This window comes from Bradyrhizobium sp. USDA 336, assembly GCF_044908355.1.
GTDB lineage: Bacteria > Pseudomonadota > Alphaproteobacteria > Rhizobiales > Xanthobacteraceae > Bradyrhizobium > Bradyrhizobium yuanmingense.
In genome coordinates, this window is the sequence record NZ_JBIYDC010000002.1 from 4,080,464 (window position 1) to 4,095,017 (window position 14,554).

Annotated in this window: 15 protein-coding genes; 11 read left to right on the forward strand and 4 right to left on the reverse strand. The window is 65.4% G+C overall.

The window, feature by feature from the left end:
* Positions 1-108: 108 nt before the first annotated feature.
* From ABIA45_RS20045 to ABIA45_RS20085, 9 genes are all read left to right on the forward strand, one after another.
* Positions 109-2,670 carry an ATP-dependent helicase gene (locus ABIA45_RS20045; RefSeq protein WP_404653333.1) on the forward strand — a complete coding sequence of 854 codons (2,562 nt, stop codon included), beginning with the start codon at positions 109-111 and terminating at the stop codon, positions 2,668-2,670.
* An 8-nt stretch (positions 2,671-2,678) separates the two neighbouring features.
* Positions 2,679-2,966, forward strand: coding sequence for a type II toxin-antitoxin system HicB family antitoxin (locus ABIA45_RS20050; protein ID WP_157284743.1), 288 nt, complete (start codon positions 2,679-2,681; stop codon positions 2,964-2,966).
* Positions 2,967-3,054: 88 nt separating this feature from the next.
* A complete protein-coding gene (locus tag ABIA45_RS20055) occupies positions 3,055-3,468 on the forward strand; it encodes a hypothetical protein (RefSeq protein WP_157284744.1) in 414 nt (137 codons plus the stop codon).
* Positions 3,468-4,133 (forward strand): OmpA family protein, encoded by a 666-nt coding sequence (locus ABIA45_RS20060; protein WP_271540731.1) that lies wholly within the window; start codon positions 3,468-3,470, stop codon positions 4,131-4,133. The genes ABIA45_RS20055 and ABIA45_RS20060 overlap by 1 nt, the downstream gene beginning before the upstream one ends.
* A 171-nt stretch (positions 4,134-4,304) precedes the next feature.
* Positions 4,305-4,823, forward strand: coding sequence for a DUF962 domain-containing protein (locus tag ABIA45_RS20065; protein ID WP_157284818.1), 519 nt, complete (start codon positions 4,305-4,307; stop codon positions 4,821-4,823).
* 27 nt (positions 4,824-4,850) lie between these two features.
* Positions 4,851-5,882: an NAD-dependent epimerase/dehydratase family protein gene (locus ABIA45_RS20070; protein ID WP_404653335.1), complete on the forward strand. Its 1,032-nt coding sequence runs from the start codon at positions 4,851-4,853 to the stop codon at positions 5,880-5,882.
* A gap of 26 nt (positions 5,883-5,908) precedes the next feature.
* On the forward strand, positions 5,909-6,535 hold the full coding sequence (locus ABIA45_RS20075; RefSeq protein WP_271540733.1) for an isoprenylcysteine carboxylmethyltransferase family protein: 627 nt from the start codon (positions 5,909-5,911) through the stop codon (positions 6,533-6,535).
* A 133-nt stretch (positions 6,536-6,668) separates the two neighbouring features.
* Positions 6,669-6,878, forward strand: coding sequence for a hypothetical protein (locus tag ABIA45_RS20080; protein WP_025038081.1), 210 nt, complete (start codon positions 6,669-6,671; stop codon positions 6,876-6,878).
* Between the two features lie 139 nt (positions 6,879-7,017).
* The gene (locus tag ABIA45_RS20085) at positions 7,018-8,322 is read left to right on the forward strand and encodes a PQQ-dependent sugar dehydrogenase (RefSeq protein ID WP_404653337.1); all 1,305 of its coding nucleotides are present in this window, start codon (positions 7,018-7,020) and stop codon (positions 8,320-8,322) included.
* A gap of 4 nt (positions 8,323-8,326) precedes the next feature.
* Here ABIA45_RS20085 and ABIA45_RS20090 read toward each other — a convergent pair whose 3' ends face one another.
* Both ABIA45_RS20090 and ABIA45_RS20095 read right to left on the reverse strand, forming a co-directional pair.
* Entirely contained in the window at positions 8,327-9,151 is an 825-nt protein-coding gene (locus tag ABIA45_RS20090; protein ID WP_404653338.1) for an aspartate dehydrogenase, read from the reverse strand.
* A gap of 59 nt (positions 9,152-9,210) precedes the next feature.
* Positions 9,211-10,128 (reverse strand): LysR family transcriptional regulator, encoded by a 918-nt coding sequence (locus tag ABIA45_RS20095; protein WP_404653339.1) that lies wholly within the window; start codon positions 10,126-10,128, stop codon positions 9,211-9,213.
* Between the two features lie 273 nt (positions 10,129-10,401).
* Between ABIA45_RS20095 and ABIA45_RS20100 the strand changes: the two genes are divergently transcribed.
* Positions 10,402-11,475, forward strand: a complete 1,074-nt coding sequence (locus ABIA45_RS20100) for a tartrate dehydrogenase (protein WP_404653341.1) — start codon at positions 10,402-10,404, stop codon at positions 11,473-11,475.
* Positions 11,476-11,632: 157 nt separating this feature from the next.
* Here the strand turns inward: ABIA45_RS20100 and ABIA45_RS20105 are convergent, their stop codons facing one another.
* Positions 11,633-12,583 (reverse strand): LysM peptidoglycan-binding domain-containing protein, encoded by a 951-nt coding sequence (locus tag ABIA45_RS20105; RefSeq protein WP_271540737.1) that lies wholly within the window; start codon positions 12,581-12,583, stop codon positions 11,633-11,635.
* A gap of 172 nt (positions 12,584-12,755) precedes the next feature.
* Positions 12,756-13,235, reverse strand: coding sequence for a MarR family winged helix-turn-helix transcriptional regulator (locus ABIA45_RS20110; protein WP_036024920.1), 480 nt, complete (start codon positions 13,233-13,235; stop codon positions 12,756-12,758).
* A gap of 107 nt (positions 13,236-13,342) precedes the next feature.
* Here ABIA45_RS20110 and ABIA45_RS20115 point away from each other — a divergent pair, with 107 nt between their 5' ends.
* The gene (locus ABIA45_RS20115) at positions 13,343-14,551 is read left to right on the forward strand and encodes an ABC transporter substrate-binding protein (RefSeq protein WP_271540738.1); all 1,209 of its coding nucleotides are present in this window, start codon (positions 13,343-13,345) and stop codon (positions 14,549-14,551) included.
* Positions 14,552-14,554 lie beyond the last annotated feature (3 nt).

Sequence of the window (14,554 nt, forward strand, 5' to 3'; positions counted from 1 at the left end):
AAATCGGCCTGACGCGCACGTGGAAAACCCGGCCCGGCGCCCCATATAGGCACCAATCCCTGTTAAGAAGGCTCCCTTCCACCACCCCGCGGTGCCATCGTGGGGCCGATGATTCGCATGACCGAGCCGAGCAAGATCACAGCCGTACCCGACCACCAGCCCGCAGCCGGCGGCATCGCCGCGCGTGCGCGCGCCTCGGTGGGCCCGAAATACCTCGCCGGGCTCAATCCGGAGCAGCGCGAGGCGGTGGAGACGCTGGACGGCCCGGTCCTGGTGCTGGCCGGCGCCGGCACCGGCAAGACCCGCGTCCTGACCACGCGCATCGCGCACATCTTGAGCCAGGGCCGCGCCCGCCCGGCCGAAATCCTGTCGGTGACCTTCACCAACAAGGCCGCGCGCGAGATGAAGCACCGGCTCGGCCAGATGCTCGGCCACGCCGTCGAAGGCATGCCGTGGCTCGGCACCTTCCACTCCATCGGCGGCCGCGTCCTGCGTTTCCATGCCGAGCTGGCCCAGCTGAAGTCGAACTTCACCGTGCTCGACGTCGACGACCAGGTCCGGCTGCTCAAGCAGCTGCTGCAGGCCGAGAACATTGACGAGAAGCGCTGGCCGGCGCGGATGCTGGCCGGCCTGATCGACGGCTGGAAGAACCGCGGCCTGATGCCTTCGCAGGTGCCGTCGGGCGAGGCCGCGATGTTCGCCAACGGCAAGGGCGGCAAGCTCTATGCGAGCTATCAGGAGCGGCTGAAGATCCTGAACGCGGCCGACTTCGGCGACCTCCTGCTGGAGAACATCCGCATCTTCCGCGAGCACCCGGATATTCTCAGGCAGTACCAGCAGCGCTTCAAGTTCATCCTTGTCGACGAGTACCAGGATACGAACGTCGCGCAATATCTGTGGCTGCGGCTCTTGTCGCAGGCGCCGTCTTCCACCTCTCCCCGCTTGCGCGGAGAGGTCGCATCGCGAAGCGATGCGGGTGAGGGCGACTCTCCAAGCACCGAGCTCGTGGAGACTCCCCCTCATCCCGACCTTCTCCCCGCAAGCGGGGAGAAGGAGAAGGCCAAAAACATCTGCTGCGTCGGTGACGACGACCAGTCGATCTATGGCTGGCGCGGCGCCGAGGTCGACAACATCCTGCGTTTCGAGCACGATTTCCCTGGCGCCAAGGTCGTTCGCCTCGAGCGCAACTACCGCTCCACCGGCCACATCCTCGCCGCCGCCTCGCACCTGATAGCGCACAATGAAGGCCGGCTCGGCAAGACGCTGCGCACCGAGGACCAGGACGGCGAGAAGGTCACCGTCACGGGCTCCTGGGATTCGGAAGAGGAAGCCCGCGGCATCGGCGAGGAGATCGAGCAGCTGCAGCGCCAGGGCGAGAAGCTCAACGAGATCGCCATTCTCGTGCGTGCCTCCTACCAGATGCGCGAGTTCGAAGACCGCTTCGTCACGCTGGGCCTGCCCTATCGCGTCATCGGCGGCCCGCGCTTCTACGAGCGCGCCGAAATCCGCGACGCGCTGGCCTATTTGCGCGTCATCAATTCGCCGGCCGACGATCTCGCCTTCGAGCGTATCGTCAATACGCCCAAGCGCGGGCTCGGCGATGCCACCGTGCAGATGCTGCACGACCACGCCCGCAAGCGCCGCATTCCCTTGTTCGAGGCGGCGCGCGCCGTGGTCGAGACCGACGAGCTGAAGCCGAAGGCGCGCGGCTCGCTTCGCGATCTCATCGCGCAGTTCGACCGCTGGCGTGCCCAGCGCGAGGTCACCGCGCACACCGATCTCGCCCAGATCGTGCTCGACGAGAGCGGCTATACCGAGATGTGGCAGAAGGACCGCTCGGCGGACGCCGCGGGCCGGCTGGAGAACCTGAAAGAGCTGGTGCGCTCGATGGAGGAGTTCGAGAACCTGCAAGGGTTCCTGGAGCACATCTCGCTGGTGATGGACCGCGAGGGTGGCGCCGAGGACGATGCCGTGTCGCTAATGACGCTGCATTCGGCCAAGGGCCTCGAATTCGACAACGTATTCCTGCCGGGCTGGGAAGAAGGCCTGTTCCCGAGCCAGCGCACGCTGGACGAGCAGGGCCGCGCCGGCCTGGAAGAAGAGCGCCGGCTCGGCCATGTCGGCCTGACCCGCGCCCGGCGCCGCGCAAAGATCTATTTCGCGACCAATCGCCGGATCCATGGCGCCTGGTCGACCACGATCCCGTCGCGCTTCCTCGACGAATTGCCGGCGGCCAATGTCGAGATCACGGAATCCAAGGGCGGCTCCGGATGGGGCGGCAGCGGCGGCTACGGCGCCTCGCGCTTCGACGACATGGAGGCGTTCGGCTCCAGCTATTCGACCCCGGGCTGGCAGCGCGCGCAGGCGAACCGGAATCGCGGCGGCGGTCGAAGCGGCGGTTTTGAGGAAGAGGCAGCGACGTTCTCCTCCTCGTCATCCGGCCCCGATTTCGGCAGCTTCTCCTCGCGCCGGCGCGGGCCCTTGACGATCGAAGGCGAGCTGGTCGCCAAATCGACCGGCACGACGTCCGAATTCTCGCTGGAAGACCGCGTCTTCCACCAGAAATTCGGCTATGGCCGCGTCACCAAGATCGACGGCAACAAGCTCACCATCGCCTTCGACAAGGCCGGCGAGAAGAAGGTCGTGGACAGTTTCGTGCAGCGGGCGTGAGGCCCGATATGGCTCAGTACGTTGCCATCATCGAGGACGCCGAGCCGGACGAAACCGTGAGCTTGTGGTTTCCGGACCTGCCCGGTTGCATCTCTGGCGGCGACGACGTCGAGGAGGCCCTGGAGAATGCGCCCGAGGCGCTCGCATTCTATGCGCAGGAGCTGATCGCGGACGGTCGCCAGCTGCCCCCACCGCGGACGCTGGACGAGCTCAAGGCCGATCCGGCGTTTGCCGAGGATGTCAGGAACCATACCATCGCCCTGGTCGACTGGCCGCCCCTCGCTGAGGCCGAGTGAGGACTGTTCGCCGCACTGCGCAACTCTCGACAGTTCTCGCCCGAAACGCCCCTTGACCACCGCGAACTTCCCCGTATCAGATAACCCCATGGTCCGGGGCATCGCACTGATCTTGCTTGCATTGGGGATGCCGTCGCTTGCGGCGGCGGAGACCATGAGCTTTGGCGATTCGATCGGCAAGCTGGCGGCGAGCTGCGGGGCGGAAATCGTCGCCAATTGCCGCGGCGTCAACCCGGATTCGAACCGGCTGAAGGAATGCCTGTCGCGCAATCGCGACGTGCTCTCGCCGCAATGCACGAGCGACTATCTCGGCGTGTTCGACGCCATCCAGAAGCGCGTCGCCGCGCGCGTGACGGTGGCGAACGCCTGCCAGCGCGAGATCGTCAAGGTCTGCGGCGGCTCGACCAAGGAGACCAGCAAGTCGGTCCCGTGCCTGGTCTCGACCCCCAAGGGCATCAGCAACAACTGCCTGAAGGCCGTTGACGACGCGGGGTATCGCTGATGCGCGCGAACGGGCTCGCCACCGCAGGACTGGGCTTGGCGCTGGGCCTCGCTTTGCTCGCGGGCCCCGCCGGCGCGCAGACGGCGGCGCCGACCCGCGACGACATCGTCGCGAAGCTGAACCATTTCGAAGAGGCCGCCGAGATCGACCTGCCCGCGCTGAAGCAGCAGGTGATGGAGCGCGCCAAGACCAGGATCAAGAACGATCCGGGGCCGGTGAACCGGCCGCTGATCGCGCCGGAGCTCGCCAAGCTGCCCGCCTTCAATGCGCAGATCCAGTTCGACGCCGACACGCCGATCATCCAGCCGACATCCTACCAGACGGTCGGCCGCATTGCGGACGCGCTGGTTCATGCCTCGCTGCTGCCCTACACTTTCCTGATCGTCGGCCACGTCGAATCCAATTCGAAGACGCGCGAGGCCAATGCGATCCTGAGCCAGCGCCGGGCCGATGCGATCCGTGACGTGCTGGTGAACACCTTCAAGATCTCGACCAAGCGGCTGCATCCGATCGGCCTCGGCGAGGAGCAGTTTCTCGATCGGGCCAAGCCGACCTCCGCCGTCAACGGCCAGTTGCAGATCCTGACTTATGCCAAGCTGCCGGAGGAGCCGCGTCCGGCAGCGACGCCAGCGCCTGCGGCGAAAAAGCCCGTCAAGAAGCGCTGAGTGAAGGCGGCTGCGCGGCTGACGGAACCCTTTGAAGTGCGGACTATTTTGCAGCCTGTCCCGGACGCGCGCAGGCGGTTTCACGCGACAAAAGTGCCGGTTTGTGCACTGCCCGGTCCAGTGCTATAGCCTCTGTTCGCCCTTCCCGACCCCGTGCTGCATGAGACCGAAATGGGTGGCTTTTTCCAGCGCCAACTTGCCGTTTATGTCGAGTACCATCGCGATCCCCGCAACACGGCGATGCATGTGGTCGGCATCCTTCTGCTGTTCACCGGCGCCGTGCTGCCGCTGACGCTGGTCAAGCTTCCGCTGTTCGGATTCAACGTCAGCCTGGCGGTGGTCCTGGCTGTTCCGGTCTTGATTTATTGGCTGCTGCTCGACGCGGCGCTCGGGCTCGGCATTCTGGCCGTCTCCGTCGTGCTATTTTCGGTTGCGACGACGATCGCGGCGCAAGTCAGCACCGCGACGATGTGGGCGATTTTCGCGACGCTGGTGGTGCTCGGCCTCGCCGCGCAGGCCATCGGCCACAAGGTTTTTGAGGGGCGCGAGGCCTCGTTGTTCACGTTCCCCTCGCATCTTTTGCTTGGACCGATGTTCGTCATGGCAAAATTATTCATTGCATTGGGCTTCCGTCGCGACCTTGCCGCGATTCTGGCGCCTCTTCCGGCCAATTCTCTTTCAACCCGATAACGCTCGAAGCGAAACAGCAACTTCTGCATGGCTCTCGTCCTGGTTACCGGTGGCAGTGGCTTCATCGGACATCACCTCGTAGAAGCGCTCCGCGTCCGTGGGCAGCGGGTCCGCATTCTTGATGTCCGTGTGCCGAGCGCGGCGAACGCGGATGTCGAGCATGTCCACGGCTCGGTGCTGGACTGTGCCGCGGTCGATGCGGCGATCGCCGGTTGCGATCAGGTCTATCACCTCGCCGGCCTGCCCGGCATGTGGGTCGCCAACAAGCAGGACTTTCACGAGGTCAATTGCCGCGGCACCGAAGTCGTGCTGGCGGCGGCGATGAAGCGCGGCGTCTCGCGCTTCCTGCACTGCTCGACCGAATCGATCCTGTTCCCCTATTCCGACCTCAAGGGCGTTCCCGCCGAAGAGGCGCTGCAGCCGGCCGAGGCGATGCCCGGCGCCTATACGCGGTCGAAATCGCTTGCCGAGCATCATGCCGCCAAGGCGGCAGAAGCGGGCTTCCCGGTGGTGATCGGCACGCCGACCATGCCGATCGGCGCCGCCGACCAACATCTGACACCGCCGACCGCGATGCTCTGGTACTTCCTGCAGAAGAAGGTGCAGCCGCATCTCAACTTTCTGGTCAACCTGGTCGACGTCCGCGACGTCGCCATGGGTCTCGTGCTGACCATGGAACGCGGCCGCCTCGGGCAGCGCTACATCCTCGGCGGCGACTGCGTCCCGCTCGGCGACATCCTGCGCATGATGTCGGCGATGAGCGGCCGCCGGCAATTTCCGGTCGTCGTACCTGGCAAGATCGCCGAGCTCTCCGCGATCATGCTCGAATACATCGCCGATCACATCACGCGCCGGCCGCCCAACGGCACCGCCGAGGGCGTGCGGATCGCGCTCGCCGCGAGCGATCTTTCGATCGGCAAAGCCCGTACCGAGCTCGGCTATTCGCCGCGTCCGATCGAGCCGGTCTTGCGCGAAACCATCACCCATCTGCTCGCCCGCAACGGCCAGCAGCCCTCCGGCGCCCTCAAGCATCACGCGCTGTCCTCGCGCGCGAGCTGACGCCGCTTCAAACGCAAAGAACCTTCATGTCTTTCGATTTCAGCAAGCTACTCTCTGTCGCCTGGGGTGGCTGGACCACGACCTGGCCGACGCAACTGCTCGCCCTGATCTGGCTCGCTTTTCTGGTCAGCTGGGTCGGCGCCTCGTTCTGGCAGGGCCGAACCAAGAAGCAGGTCATGACGCTGGAGTCGCAGCGCTATCGCCTGCCGATCCTGGTCGGCGGCATCCTGTACACGCCGTTCATTGCGGAAGCCATGGGCTGGAAGCCGCTTTGGGTGCTCGGCAACACCGGCATCATCATCGCAGCGGTCCTCTCCGTGGCCGGCATCGCTTTCGCATGGTGGGGGCGGCTGCATCTCGGAAAATTCTGGTCCAACACCATCACCCAGAAGGAAGACCATCGCGTCATCGACACCGGGCCGTATGGCTTGGTGCGCCACCCCATCTACACCGGACTAATCTTCGGGATGCTGGTCACCGGCGTCGCGATCGGCTTGGTGACGACGATCCTCGGCGCCATCCTGATCTCGCTCGGCATGTGGCAGAAGGGCCGGATGGAAGAGGTGTTCCTGTCCAAGGAGCTCGGCGAACACGCCTATGGCGCCTATTGCCGCCGCGTTCCGATGATCATTCCGTTCACGTCGCCGCGGTGAGGGCGTCACTCTCCTGTCCAGACGCGCTGCGGTGCGTCCGGGGCACGAGTGCACGATCCGACTCGCCAAGGAACCACACCTCCGCTGGTCCGTTAGCCCTCGACATCTGTCAACGGCCGCAGAGCATCGAGCCATGTCGGACGCCTACGATTATTTTCGCGCACACGCGATCGCCGCCGTCCGCAAGGCGCGGGCGCTGCCCCCCGGGCGGACGAAGCAGAAGCAGCGCACGGTGGCGCGGGTCTATCATCTGCTCTCCAGGGAAGCGGCGCTGGCGCCGAACATCCGTCACTTGGATGATTTTCGCGCGGCACGACGGCTGGAGCGGCAGATCGGCCGTTGATCTCCGGGCCGACGCCGCGACCTGTCCCATGCAAATTCGATCGGCTGCCATTCCACGGGAATAGGCCCCTGCTGAGCTCCGCACAGGTTGACGTCGGCCCCGTCAACCAGTTGGATGCGCGCGCACACGGGGGCTTGTCATGACGTTTTCCAGCATCTTCGCGCAGTTCGTCGCCTTCATTGGCGGCATCGCGCTGCAATGGCGCAAGATGACGGGCACCGAGCCCACGCCGGCCTGGGGCGAAAAGCCCGCCATTCCCGAAGCGAAACCGCAAGGCGCGATCCCGACCTTGAAGATGCCGACCGCACGCGGCTGGCGCGACGGACAGAAGCCGATCGCTGCACCCGGGCTGAAGGTCGATGCATTCGCGACCGGTCTCGACCATCCGCGCTGGATCGAGGTGCTGCCCAATGGCGACGTGTTGATCGCAGAGGCAACGCAGATCGCGGGCGCCCCGCGCAGCGTGTTCCACTATGCGATGCAGGCGACGATGCGCCGCGCCGCCGCGCTCGGCGTCTCCGCCAACCGCATCACGCTGTTGCGCGACAAGGACGGCGACGGCGTCGCCGAAGTGCGCGGCACGTTCATGGAGAACCTGAGCCAGCCGTTCGGCATGGCACTGGTCGGCGACACTTTCTATGTCGGCAACACCGACGGCGTAATGGCTTTCCCGTACGTTGCCGATGCCGACCGCATCACAGCACCGGGCAAGCGGCTCACGACGTTCAAGCCTGCCGGCCACTGGACGCGCAGCCTGCTCGCCAGTCCCGACGGCAAGAAGCTCTATGCCGGCGTCGGCTCGCTTAGCAACATCGCCGAGATGGGCATGGAGGTCGAGCAAGGCCGCGCTGCGGTCTACGAGCTCGATCTCGTCGCCGGCACGCATCGCATCTTTGCGGCCGGCCTGCGCAATCCCGTGGGCCTTGCCTGGGAGCCGACTACGAAGGTGCTCTGGACCGTCGTCAACGAGCGCGACGGCCTCGGCGACGAGACGCCGCCCGACTATCTCACGTCCGTGCGCGACGGAGGCTTCTACGGCTGGCCCTACTGCTACTGGGGCAAGACGGTGGACGACCGCGTGCCGCAGGATCCCGTGATGGTCGCCAAGGCGATTCAACCGGACTATGCGCTCGGTGGCCACACAGCCTCGCTCGGCCTGTGCTGGATGCCCGCAGGCACCCTGCCCGGCTTCGGCGACGGCATGGTGATCGGCCAGCACGGCTCGTGGAATCGCAGCAAGCTGTCCGGCTACAAGCTGGTGTTCATCCCGTTCGCGAACGGCAAGCCGTCCGGCCCCTCGCGCGACATCCTGTCGGGCTTCCTGTCGCCGGACGAGAAGGAATCCTACGGTCGCCCGGTCGGCGTCACGATCGGTCCCGACAGGAAATCGCTACTGATGGCCGACGACGTCGGCAACGTGATCTGGCGCGTGACGGGGGCGTAGGAGCTCACGTCCCGACGCACAGCGTGGCGCGCTGCTTGCGGAGCAGCGCGATCACCGACAGCGCGGTGATCAAGCCGGTCTTGGGATTCTCGGACGGGATGTTCTCGGTGCCCATCGAGAAGCGCGCCGAATCCGCCTCGACCTCGATGCGGTGAACGTTGCGTGTCACGGTCGGGTCGGCCCAAACCTGGATTTGGGTGCGATCAGGCCCGATGCCCGCGAGCGACAACGCAACGGCGACATTGACGTTGGCCGGAAAGCCCTTTGCCGCTTCGCGCGCGCTGCCCTCGAACAGCTTCAGCGGCTCGCGCAGATTGTCGATGTCGATCCTGTTCTGGACGATGAACGGCGCGCCCTTCAAGCCGTCAATCGGCTTGCGGGTCACCATCTTCACGGAATGGATGGTGCCGATTGCGGCGGCGTTGACGGCATCGAGGCCGATCAGCGCGCCGGTCGGCACGAGGATGCGGCCGCCATTGGCGCGGGCGAGATCGACGAGATCGAAATTGTCGAGCAGGCCGCCGACGCTGACCACGACGGCGGCCTTGCCGCGCTTCACCGCCGGCTCGACGATCGCACGCAGCTGGCTGCTCGGCGCGCATTCGACGACGATGTCGGCGGCATCGCCGAGCTGGGCGATCGGCAGGATCTTCGGCGGGTGGCGCAGGCTGTCGACGAAGGCTTGATGCTTGGCGGGATCCCGCACGGCCACGGCCGCGAGCGACAGGCCCTCGATGCCCTGATCGAGCGCGGCTGCAATCTTGGTGCCGATCGAGCCCAGCCCGGCAATGGCCACCCGCAATTCGCCTGAAGGCGTCTGATCCGTCATCACCATCCCTCTGTCTTGGCCTCTGTCCTGGCCTCTGTCTTGGCCGATGTCATAGCCGCTCACGCCTCCCGCGCATAGCTGCGTAGGCGGGCTTCCAGAACGGCCAGCATGGCATCGCGGGCCGGATCGCGCGAGCCACGCAGCCAGGCGGCGGCAAGCGGCAACCGGCCGACCGACCCGCTCTGCCTCAGTCGAAGCGGCACGAAGCGCACACCCGCCACCGCCATCCGTGCGGTCCAGCGCGGCACGATCGCGACCCCGAGCTTCGTTGCCACGAGGTTAATGATGGTCTGCTTCTCGTCGGCGACCTGCACGATGCGCGGCGTTAGGCCGGCCTGCTCGAACAGCTTGACCGTGAGGTCGTGGCTATCCGGTCGCGAGCGGCGGTCCGGCACCAGCATCGCCTCCTGGGCGATATCCGCGAGCGTGATCGCTTTGCGCCCGGCCAGAGCGTGCCGCCGTGGTAACGCAACGATCGCGCTCTCCTGAAGCAGGTCTCGGAATTCAAGTCGCTTGTCCGGCCGGTCAGGCGGACGCACGAAGGCGAGATCGATCGCACCGGTCAAAATCTTCGGCAGCAGCCGGACAGTCTTGTCTTCGAGGAGCTGCACCGCAATGTCAGGGTGCCTGGCACGAAAATCGCGCAGAAGCGGCGGCAACAGTCCGGCCGCCGCGCTGTCGATGGCACCGACCCGCAGCCGTCGCGCGGTCCCCGCGCGCAAGCGATTTCGGAAGTTGCTCTCGACAGCCTCGACCTTGGCGAGGATGGCGCGGGCATCGCGCAGCAGCGTCGCGCCGTCCTCGGTGAGTTGCACCGCTCGCGTCGTCCGCGCAAACAGCCGCGTTCCAAAATGCTCCTCCAGCAGCCTGATCTGCCGGCCGAGCGCAGAAGGTAGCATCTGGAGCTGCTGCGCCGCGCGGCCGAAGTGCAGCTGCTCGGCCGTCGCCACGAAGCATCGGAGCTGATGCAATTCCATTCGCCGTCCTCTCGCCTCGCCAGACCGCGCTTGAAGCCTTGCGCGAGGTCGTCATGCCCGGGCTTGTCCCGGGCATCCACGTTCTTGGGCCGCGGGGAAAGGCGTGGATGGCCGGGTCAAGCCCGGCCATGACGCCGTGGCGGCCTCCCCAGGATTATATCATTTTTTTGTATAAACTAGCGCCGATTGAGTTTGCCCTGCGCTCCCGTCTAGATTCGCCCGCGACGCCGACGGCCGGATATGCCGGCCCGATCTCTCAAACGGAGCCTTCCCATGCGGACCCATTCGATCGCAGCCATTCCCGCCGACGGCATCGGCCCCGAGGTGATCTCGGCCGGGTTGCGCGTGCTGGAGGCTCTCGCAAAACGCAGTGGCGATCTCGCCTTCAACGTCAAGACGTTCGACTGGGGCTCGGATTATTACAAAAAGCACGGCGTGATGATGCCGGCGGACGGCCTCAACGAACTGAAGAAGTTCGACGCGATCTATTTCGGCGCGGTCGGCGCCCCCGACGTGCCCGACCACATCACGCTGTGGGGCCTGCGCCTGCCGATCTGCCAGGGTTTTGACCAATACGCCAATGTGCGGCCGACCAAGATCCTGCCGGGCGTCGCCTCGCCGCTGCGCAATGTCGGCGTCGGCGATCTCGACTGGGTGATCGTGCGCGAGAATTCGGAAGGCGAATATGCCGGCATGGGTGGCCGCGCCCACAAGGGCCTGCCGGAAGAGGTCGGCACCGAAGTCGCCGTCTTCACCCGCGTCGGCGTCATGCGGATCATGCGCTATGCGTTCCAGCTCGCGCAGTCGCGCCCGCGCAAGCTGCTGACCGTCGTGACCAAGTCGAACGCGCAGCGCCACGGCATGGTGATGTGGGACGAGATCGCGGCCGAGGTCGCCGGCGAATTCCCTGACGTGACCTGGGACAAGATGCTGGTCGATGCCATGACGGTGCGCATGACGCTGCATCCGAAGAGCCTCGACACCATCGTCGCGACCAACCTGCACGCCGACATCCTCTCCGATCTCGCCGGCGCGCTGGCGGGAAGCCTCGGCGTCGCGCCGACCGGAAACATCGATCCGCAGCGCCGCTTCCCCTCCATGTTCGAGCCGATCCACGGCTCGGCCTTCGACATCACCGGCAAGGGCATCGCCAACCCGGTCGCAACGTTCTGGACCGGCGCGCAGATGCTCGAGCATCTCGGCGAGAAGGATGCCGCCTTACGGCTGATGGCGGCCGTCGAGCGTGTCTGCGCCGCCGGCGTGCTGACGCCGGATGTCGGCGGCAAGGCAACGACGAAGGAAGTGACTGATGCCGTGGTCGATGCGATTCACGGATCGAACGTTTGATGACTGCTCTACGTCATGGCCGGGCTTGTCCCGGCCATCCACGATCTTTCGTCCCGCACAAGAACGTGGATGCCCGGGACAAGCCCGGGCATGACGAGTTTGCGGAACGACTGCTCACTCGACAAGCACTGCGTTCCTCGGCCGACAAGAGGGCCTCTTATTTTCGTCCAGCCGTCGCCGGAGCTGGCGAAGGGACCGCCATCGCGGCGGCCGGCTCGGGCGGTGTCAGATGGCGGGGGACGATGATGGTCTGGCCCGGCGTCAGCTGCGCGTTCTCGGGCAGCGAGTTGCTCTGCGCCAGCGTCCACAGCGGCACGCGATTGGCTGCGGCGATGCTCTCCATGGTGTCGCCGCGGCGCACCGGCACCCGCACGCCACTGTCCCACAATTCGACCAGCGTGTCCGCCGGCACGAGATAGCGCAGCGGCACGGCATCGGCCTGCGTTTGCGGCGGAATGCGCGGCAGCTGCGTCACCATCTCGACGATCTGACGATGGATATCGTCGGACTTCTCGATGTTGATGTGGGTGACGCGCGCGTTCCGCTTGAGGTCATAGCTGGCGTAATGGCCGCGAAAGCCGGGAACAGCCACGACGTCGCCGCCGCCGAGCACGCTGTCGGACAGGAAGATGTTGATGAAGCGCTCGACGTTGAGGGGAACATCGCCGGTCGCTTGCGCGGGATCGATGGCGATGACGAGGCTGATCGGGATGTTCTCCTTGGCCGCCATCTCGGAGATGACGATCGAGCACAGCCCGCCCATGGAATGGCCCATCAGCACGATCGGCGCCGGCGATTCCTTATAGCTGGAGATGGCGCGATCGCCGATCCACCGGCAGATGGTGAATTCGTAGACGTTAGCCGAGAAGCCCGCCTTCGTTAGCTTCTCTTCGAGCCGATCCATGCCGGTCGAGAAGATGGGACCCATGGCGCCGCGGAACAGGTAGATTTTTGGTGGCGGCAACGGCTCGAACGGCGGAGGCGGCGGCGGCGCGGCGGGGGCGGTCGCGTTGGTCTTGGACTTCGGCGGTGAGGCAGCGGCCGTGCCGCTGCTCAAGGCGAGCAGCACGATCGCTGCCAGCGCGAGGAGTCGCCTCGAATGAATCATCAGTCCAGCAGTCCCACCCTGGGAGGCAGCGACCTCCCCTGCCGGGCTTAGTGACCACCAATTGGGTGGATTTTGGGGCACGGAACCGACCATCTCTCGTCCGGCGCCCTCTCCGGCTGCCGCGCCGCGGGACGGGGCTGCGACCGTCGGCCTCAGGCGGGCCTCTCCCGGGCTAAAGCGGCAGCAGCCGGTTGAGCAATTCGAGCAGGGTGCGTTGCTCCGCCTCGGTGAGCGGGGCCAGCATCTTCCGGTTATAGAGCCCCGTCAGGCTTGCCCCGTCCTGAATGAGCTTGGCGCCCTTCGGCGTGAGCATCAACTCGACGGCGCGGCGGTCGGATTTCGAGCGGTTACGCTTGATGAAGCCGGACGATTCCAGCTCGTTCAGGATCTTGATCAGGTTCGGCAGGCGCAGGCGGAGCAGGCTGGCAAGGCTGCTGGGGGGAACGCCCGGATTGTCGCGAATGACGACGAAGATCGCGTAGGTCGCCGGCGTCAGGCCCAGTGCGGCGAACTCCTCGTAGAAGCCTTCGAAGAACTTCAGCTGCGCGAGCCGCAGCATGAAGCCGGGCGTGCGCTGCAGCGCGCGCAAGTCCAGTGACGTCTCCGACGGTTGAGCGGGCTTCGCTCCGGGTCTGACTGCTTTCGGGCTCATGATCCTGTATCCGGCGGCCACAAGTCGGCCGAATTGACACTCTCGAAAATAGCTATAAAATATAACTATTATAGAGCGGCACCAAGACCGCCCATGGGAGGGACACAATGAACAGCAAATTCCTGCATAAACTATGCATGGTGGCCGCGGTGCTGACCGCCGCACCGGCCTTGGCCCAGGACGTCGTGAAGATCGGCATCCTGAACGATCAATCGGGGCCGTTCGCGAGCTATCAGGGCATCGGCTCGGTCGTCGCCGCCAAGATGGCCGTCGAGGACTATGGCGGAAAGGCCGCCGGCAAGCCGGTGGAAGTCGTTGCGGCGGACCATCAGAACAAAACGGACATCGGCATCGGTATCGCCCGGCGCTGGTACGAGAACGAGAGCGTCGATGCGATCTTCGACATTCCGAACTCGTCGATTGCGCTCGCCGTGGCCGGCATGAGCGCCGAGAAGAACAAGGTCTTCGTCGGCTCGGGCGCCGGCACGGTGCTGCTGACCGGCGAGAAGTGCACGCCAAACACCGTGCACTGGACCTACGACACCTATTCCTACGGGCGCGGCCTCGGCAAGGCCATTGTGCAGCAGGGCGGCAAGAAATGGTTCTTCATCACCGCGGATTACGCGTTCGGCCATGATCTGGAAAAGCAGGCCGCGGAAGCCGTGAAAGCGTCCGGCGGTGAGGTGCTCGGCAGCGTGCGGCATCCGTTGGGCACGGCTGATTACGCCTCATTCCTGCTCCAGGCCCAGGCGTCGGGTGCGAGCGTCATCGCATTCGCCAATGCAGGGGACGATACCATCACCTCGATGAAGCAGGCCGCCGAGTTCGGGCTGACGAAGGATCACAAGCTGGTCGGATTGATCCTCGGCATGAACGGTCTTCCCGCGCTTGGGCTCAAGTTTGCGCAGGGCGCGCAGATCATGAATCCGTTCTACTGGGATCTGACCGACGGCACGCGTGCTTTCGCGAAGCGCTTCGCCGAACGCATTCCCTCGAAGGCCTATCCGAACGACATGCAGGCCGGCGTCTATGCCTCGGTCATCCACTACCTCAAGGCAGTCGACAAGGCCGGCGGCGCCAAGGACGGCAAGGCCGTGGTCGCGACGATGAAGCAGATGCCGACCGACGATCCGGTGTTCGGCAAGGGCTACATCCGCAAGGACGGCCGCAAGATCCATCCGCTCTACCTGTTGCAGGTCAAGGCTCCCGAGGAATCGAATTCGTCCTGGGATCTGCTGAAGGTCGTTGCCACGATCAAGGGCGAGGACGCGTTCCGGTCCGAGAGTGACGGTCAGTGCCCGCTCGCAAAGCAATAGCGG

Coding starts and splice junctions, on each gene's coding strand:
- ABIA45_RS20085 (WP_404653337.1), top strand. CDS start 7,018: ATGACGTTTTCCAGCATCTTCGCGCAGTTCGTCGCCTTCATTGGCGGC.
- ABIA45_RS20050 (WP_157284743.1), top strand. CDS start 2,679: ATGGCTCAGTACGTTGCCATCATCGAGGACGCCGAGCCGGACGAAACC.
- ABIA45_RS20075 (WP_271540733.1), top strand. CDS start 5,909: ATGTCTTTCGATTTCAGCAAGCTACTCTCTGTCGCCTGGGGTGGCTGG.
- ABIA45_RS20115 (WP_271540738.1), top strand. CDS start 13,343: ATGAACAGCAAATTCCTGCATAAACTATGCATGGTGGCCGCGGTGCTG.
- ABIA45_RS20055 (WP_157284744.1), top strand. CDS start 3,055: ATGGTCCGGGGCATCGCACTGATCTTGCTTGCATTGGGGATGCCGTCG.
- ABIA45_RS20105 (WP_271540737.1), bottom strand. CDS start 12,583: ATGATTCATTCGAGGCGACTCCTCGCGCTGGCAGCGATCGTGCTGCTC.
- ABIA45_RS20095 (WP_404653339.1), bottom strand. CDS start 10,128: ATGGAATTGCATCAGCTCCGATGCTTCGTGGCGACGGCCGAGCAGCTG.
- ABIA45_RS20090 (WP_404653338.1), bottom strand. CDS start 9,151: ATGACGGATCAGACGCCTTCAGGCGAATTGCGGGTGGCCATTGCCGGG.
- ABIA45_RS20060 (WP_271540731.1), top strand. CDS start 3,468: ATGCGCGCGAACGGGCTCGCCACCGCAGGACTGGGCTTGGCGCTGGGC.
- ABIA45_RS20045 (WP_404653333.1), top strand. CDS start 109: ATGATTCGCATGACCGAGCCGAGCAAGATCACAGCCGTACCCGACCAC.
- ABIA45_RS20065 (WP_157284818.1), top strand. CDS start 4,305: ATGGGTGGCTTTTTCCAGCGCCAACTTGCCGTTTATGTCGAGTACCAT.
- ABIA45_RS20070 (WP_404653335.1), top strand. CDS start 4,851: ATGGCTCTCGTCCTGGTTACCGGTGGCAGTGGCTTCATCGGACATCAC.
- ABIA45_RS20110 (WP_036024920.1), bottom strand. CDS start 13,235: ATGAGCCCGAAAGCAGTCAGACCCGGAGCGAAGCCCGCTCAACCGTCG.
- ABIA45_RS20100 (WP_404653341.1), top strand. CDS start 10,402: ATGCGGACCCATTCGATCGCAGCCATTCCCGCCGACGGCATCGGCCCC.
- ABIA45_RS20080 (WP_025038081.1), top strand. CDS start 6,669: ATGTCGGACGCCTACGATTATTTTCGCGCACACGCGATCGCCGCCGTC.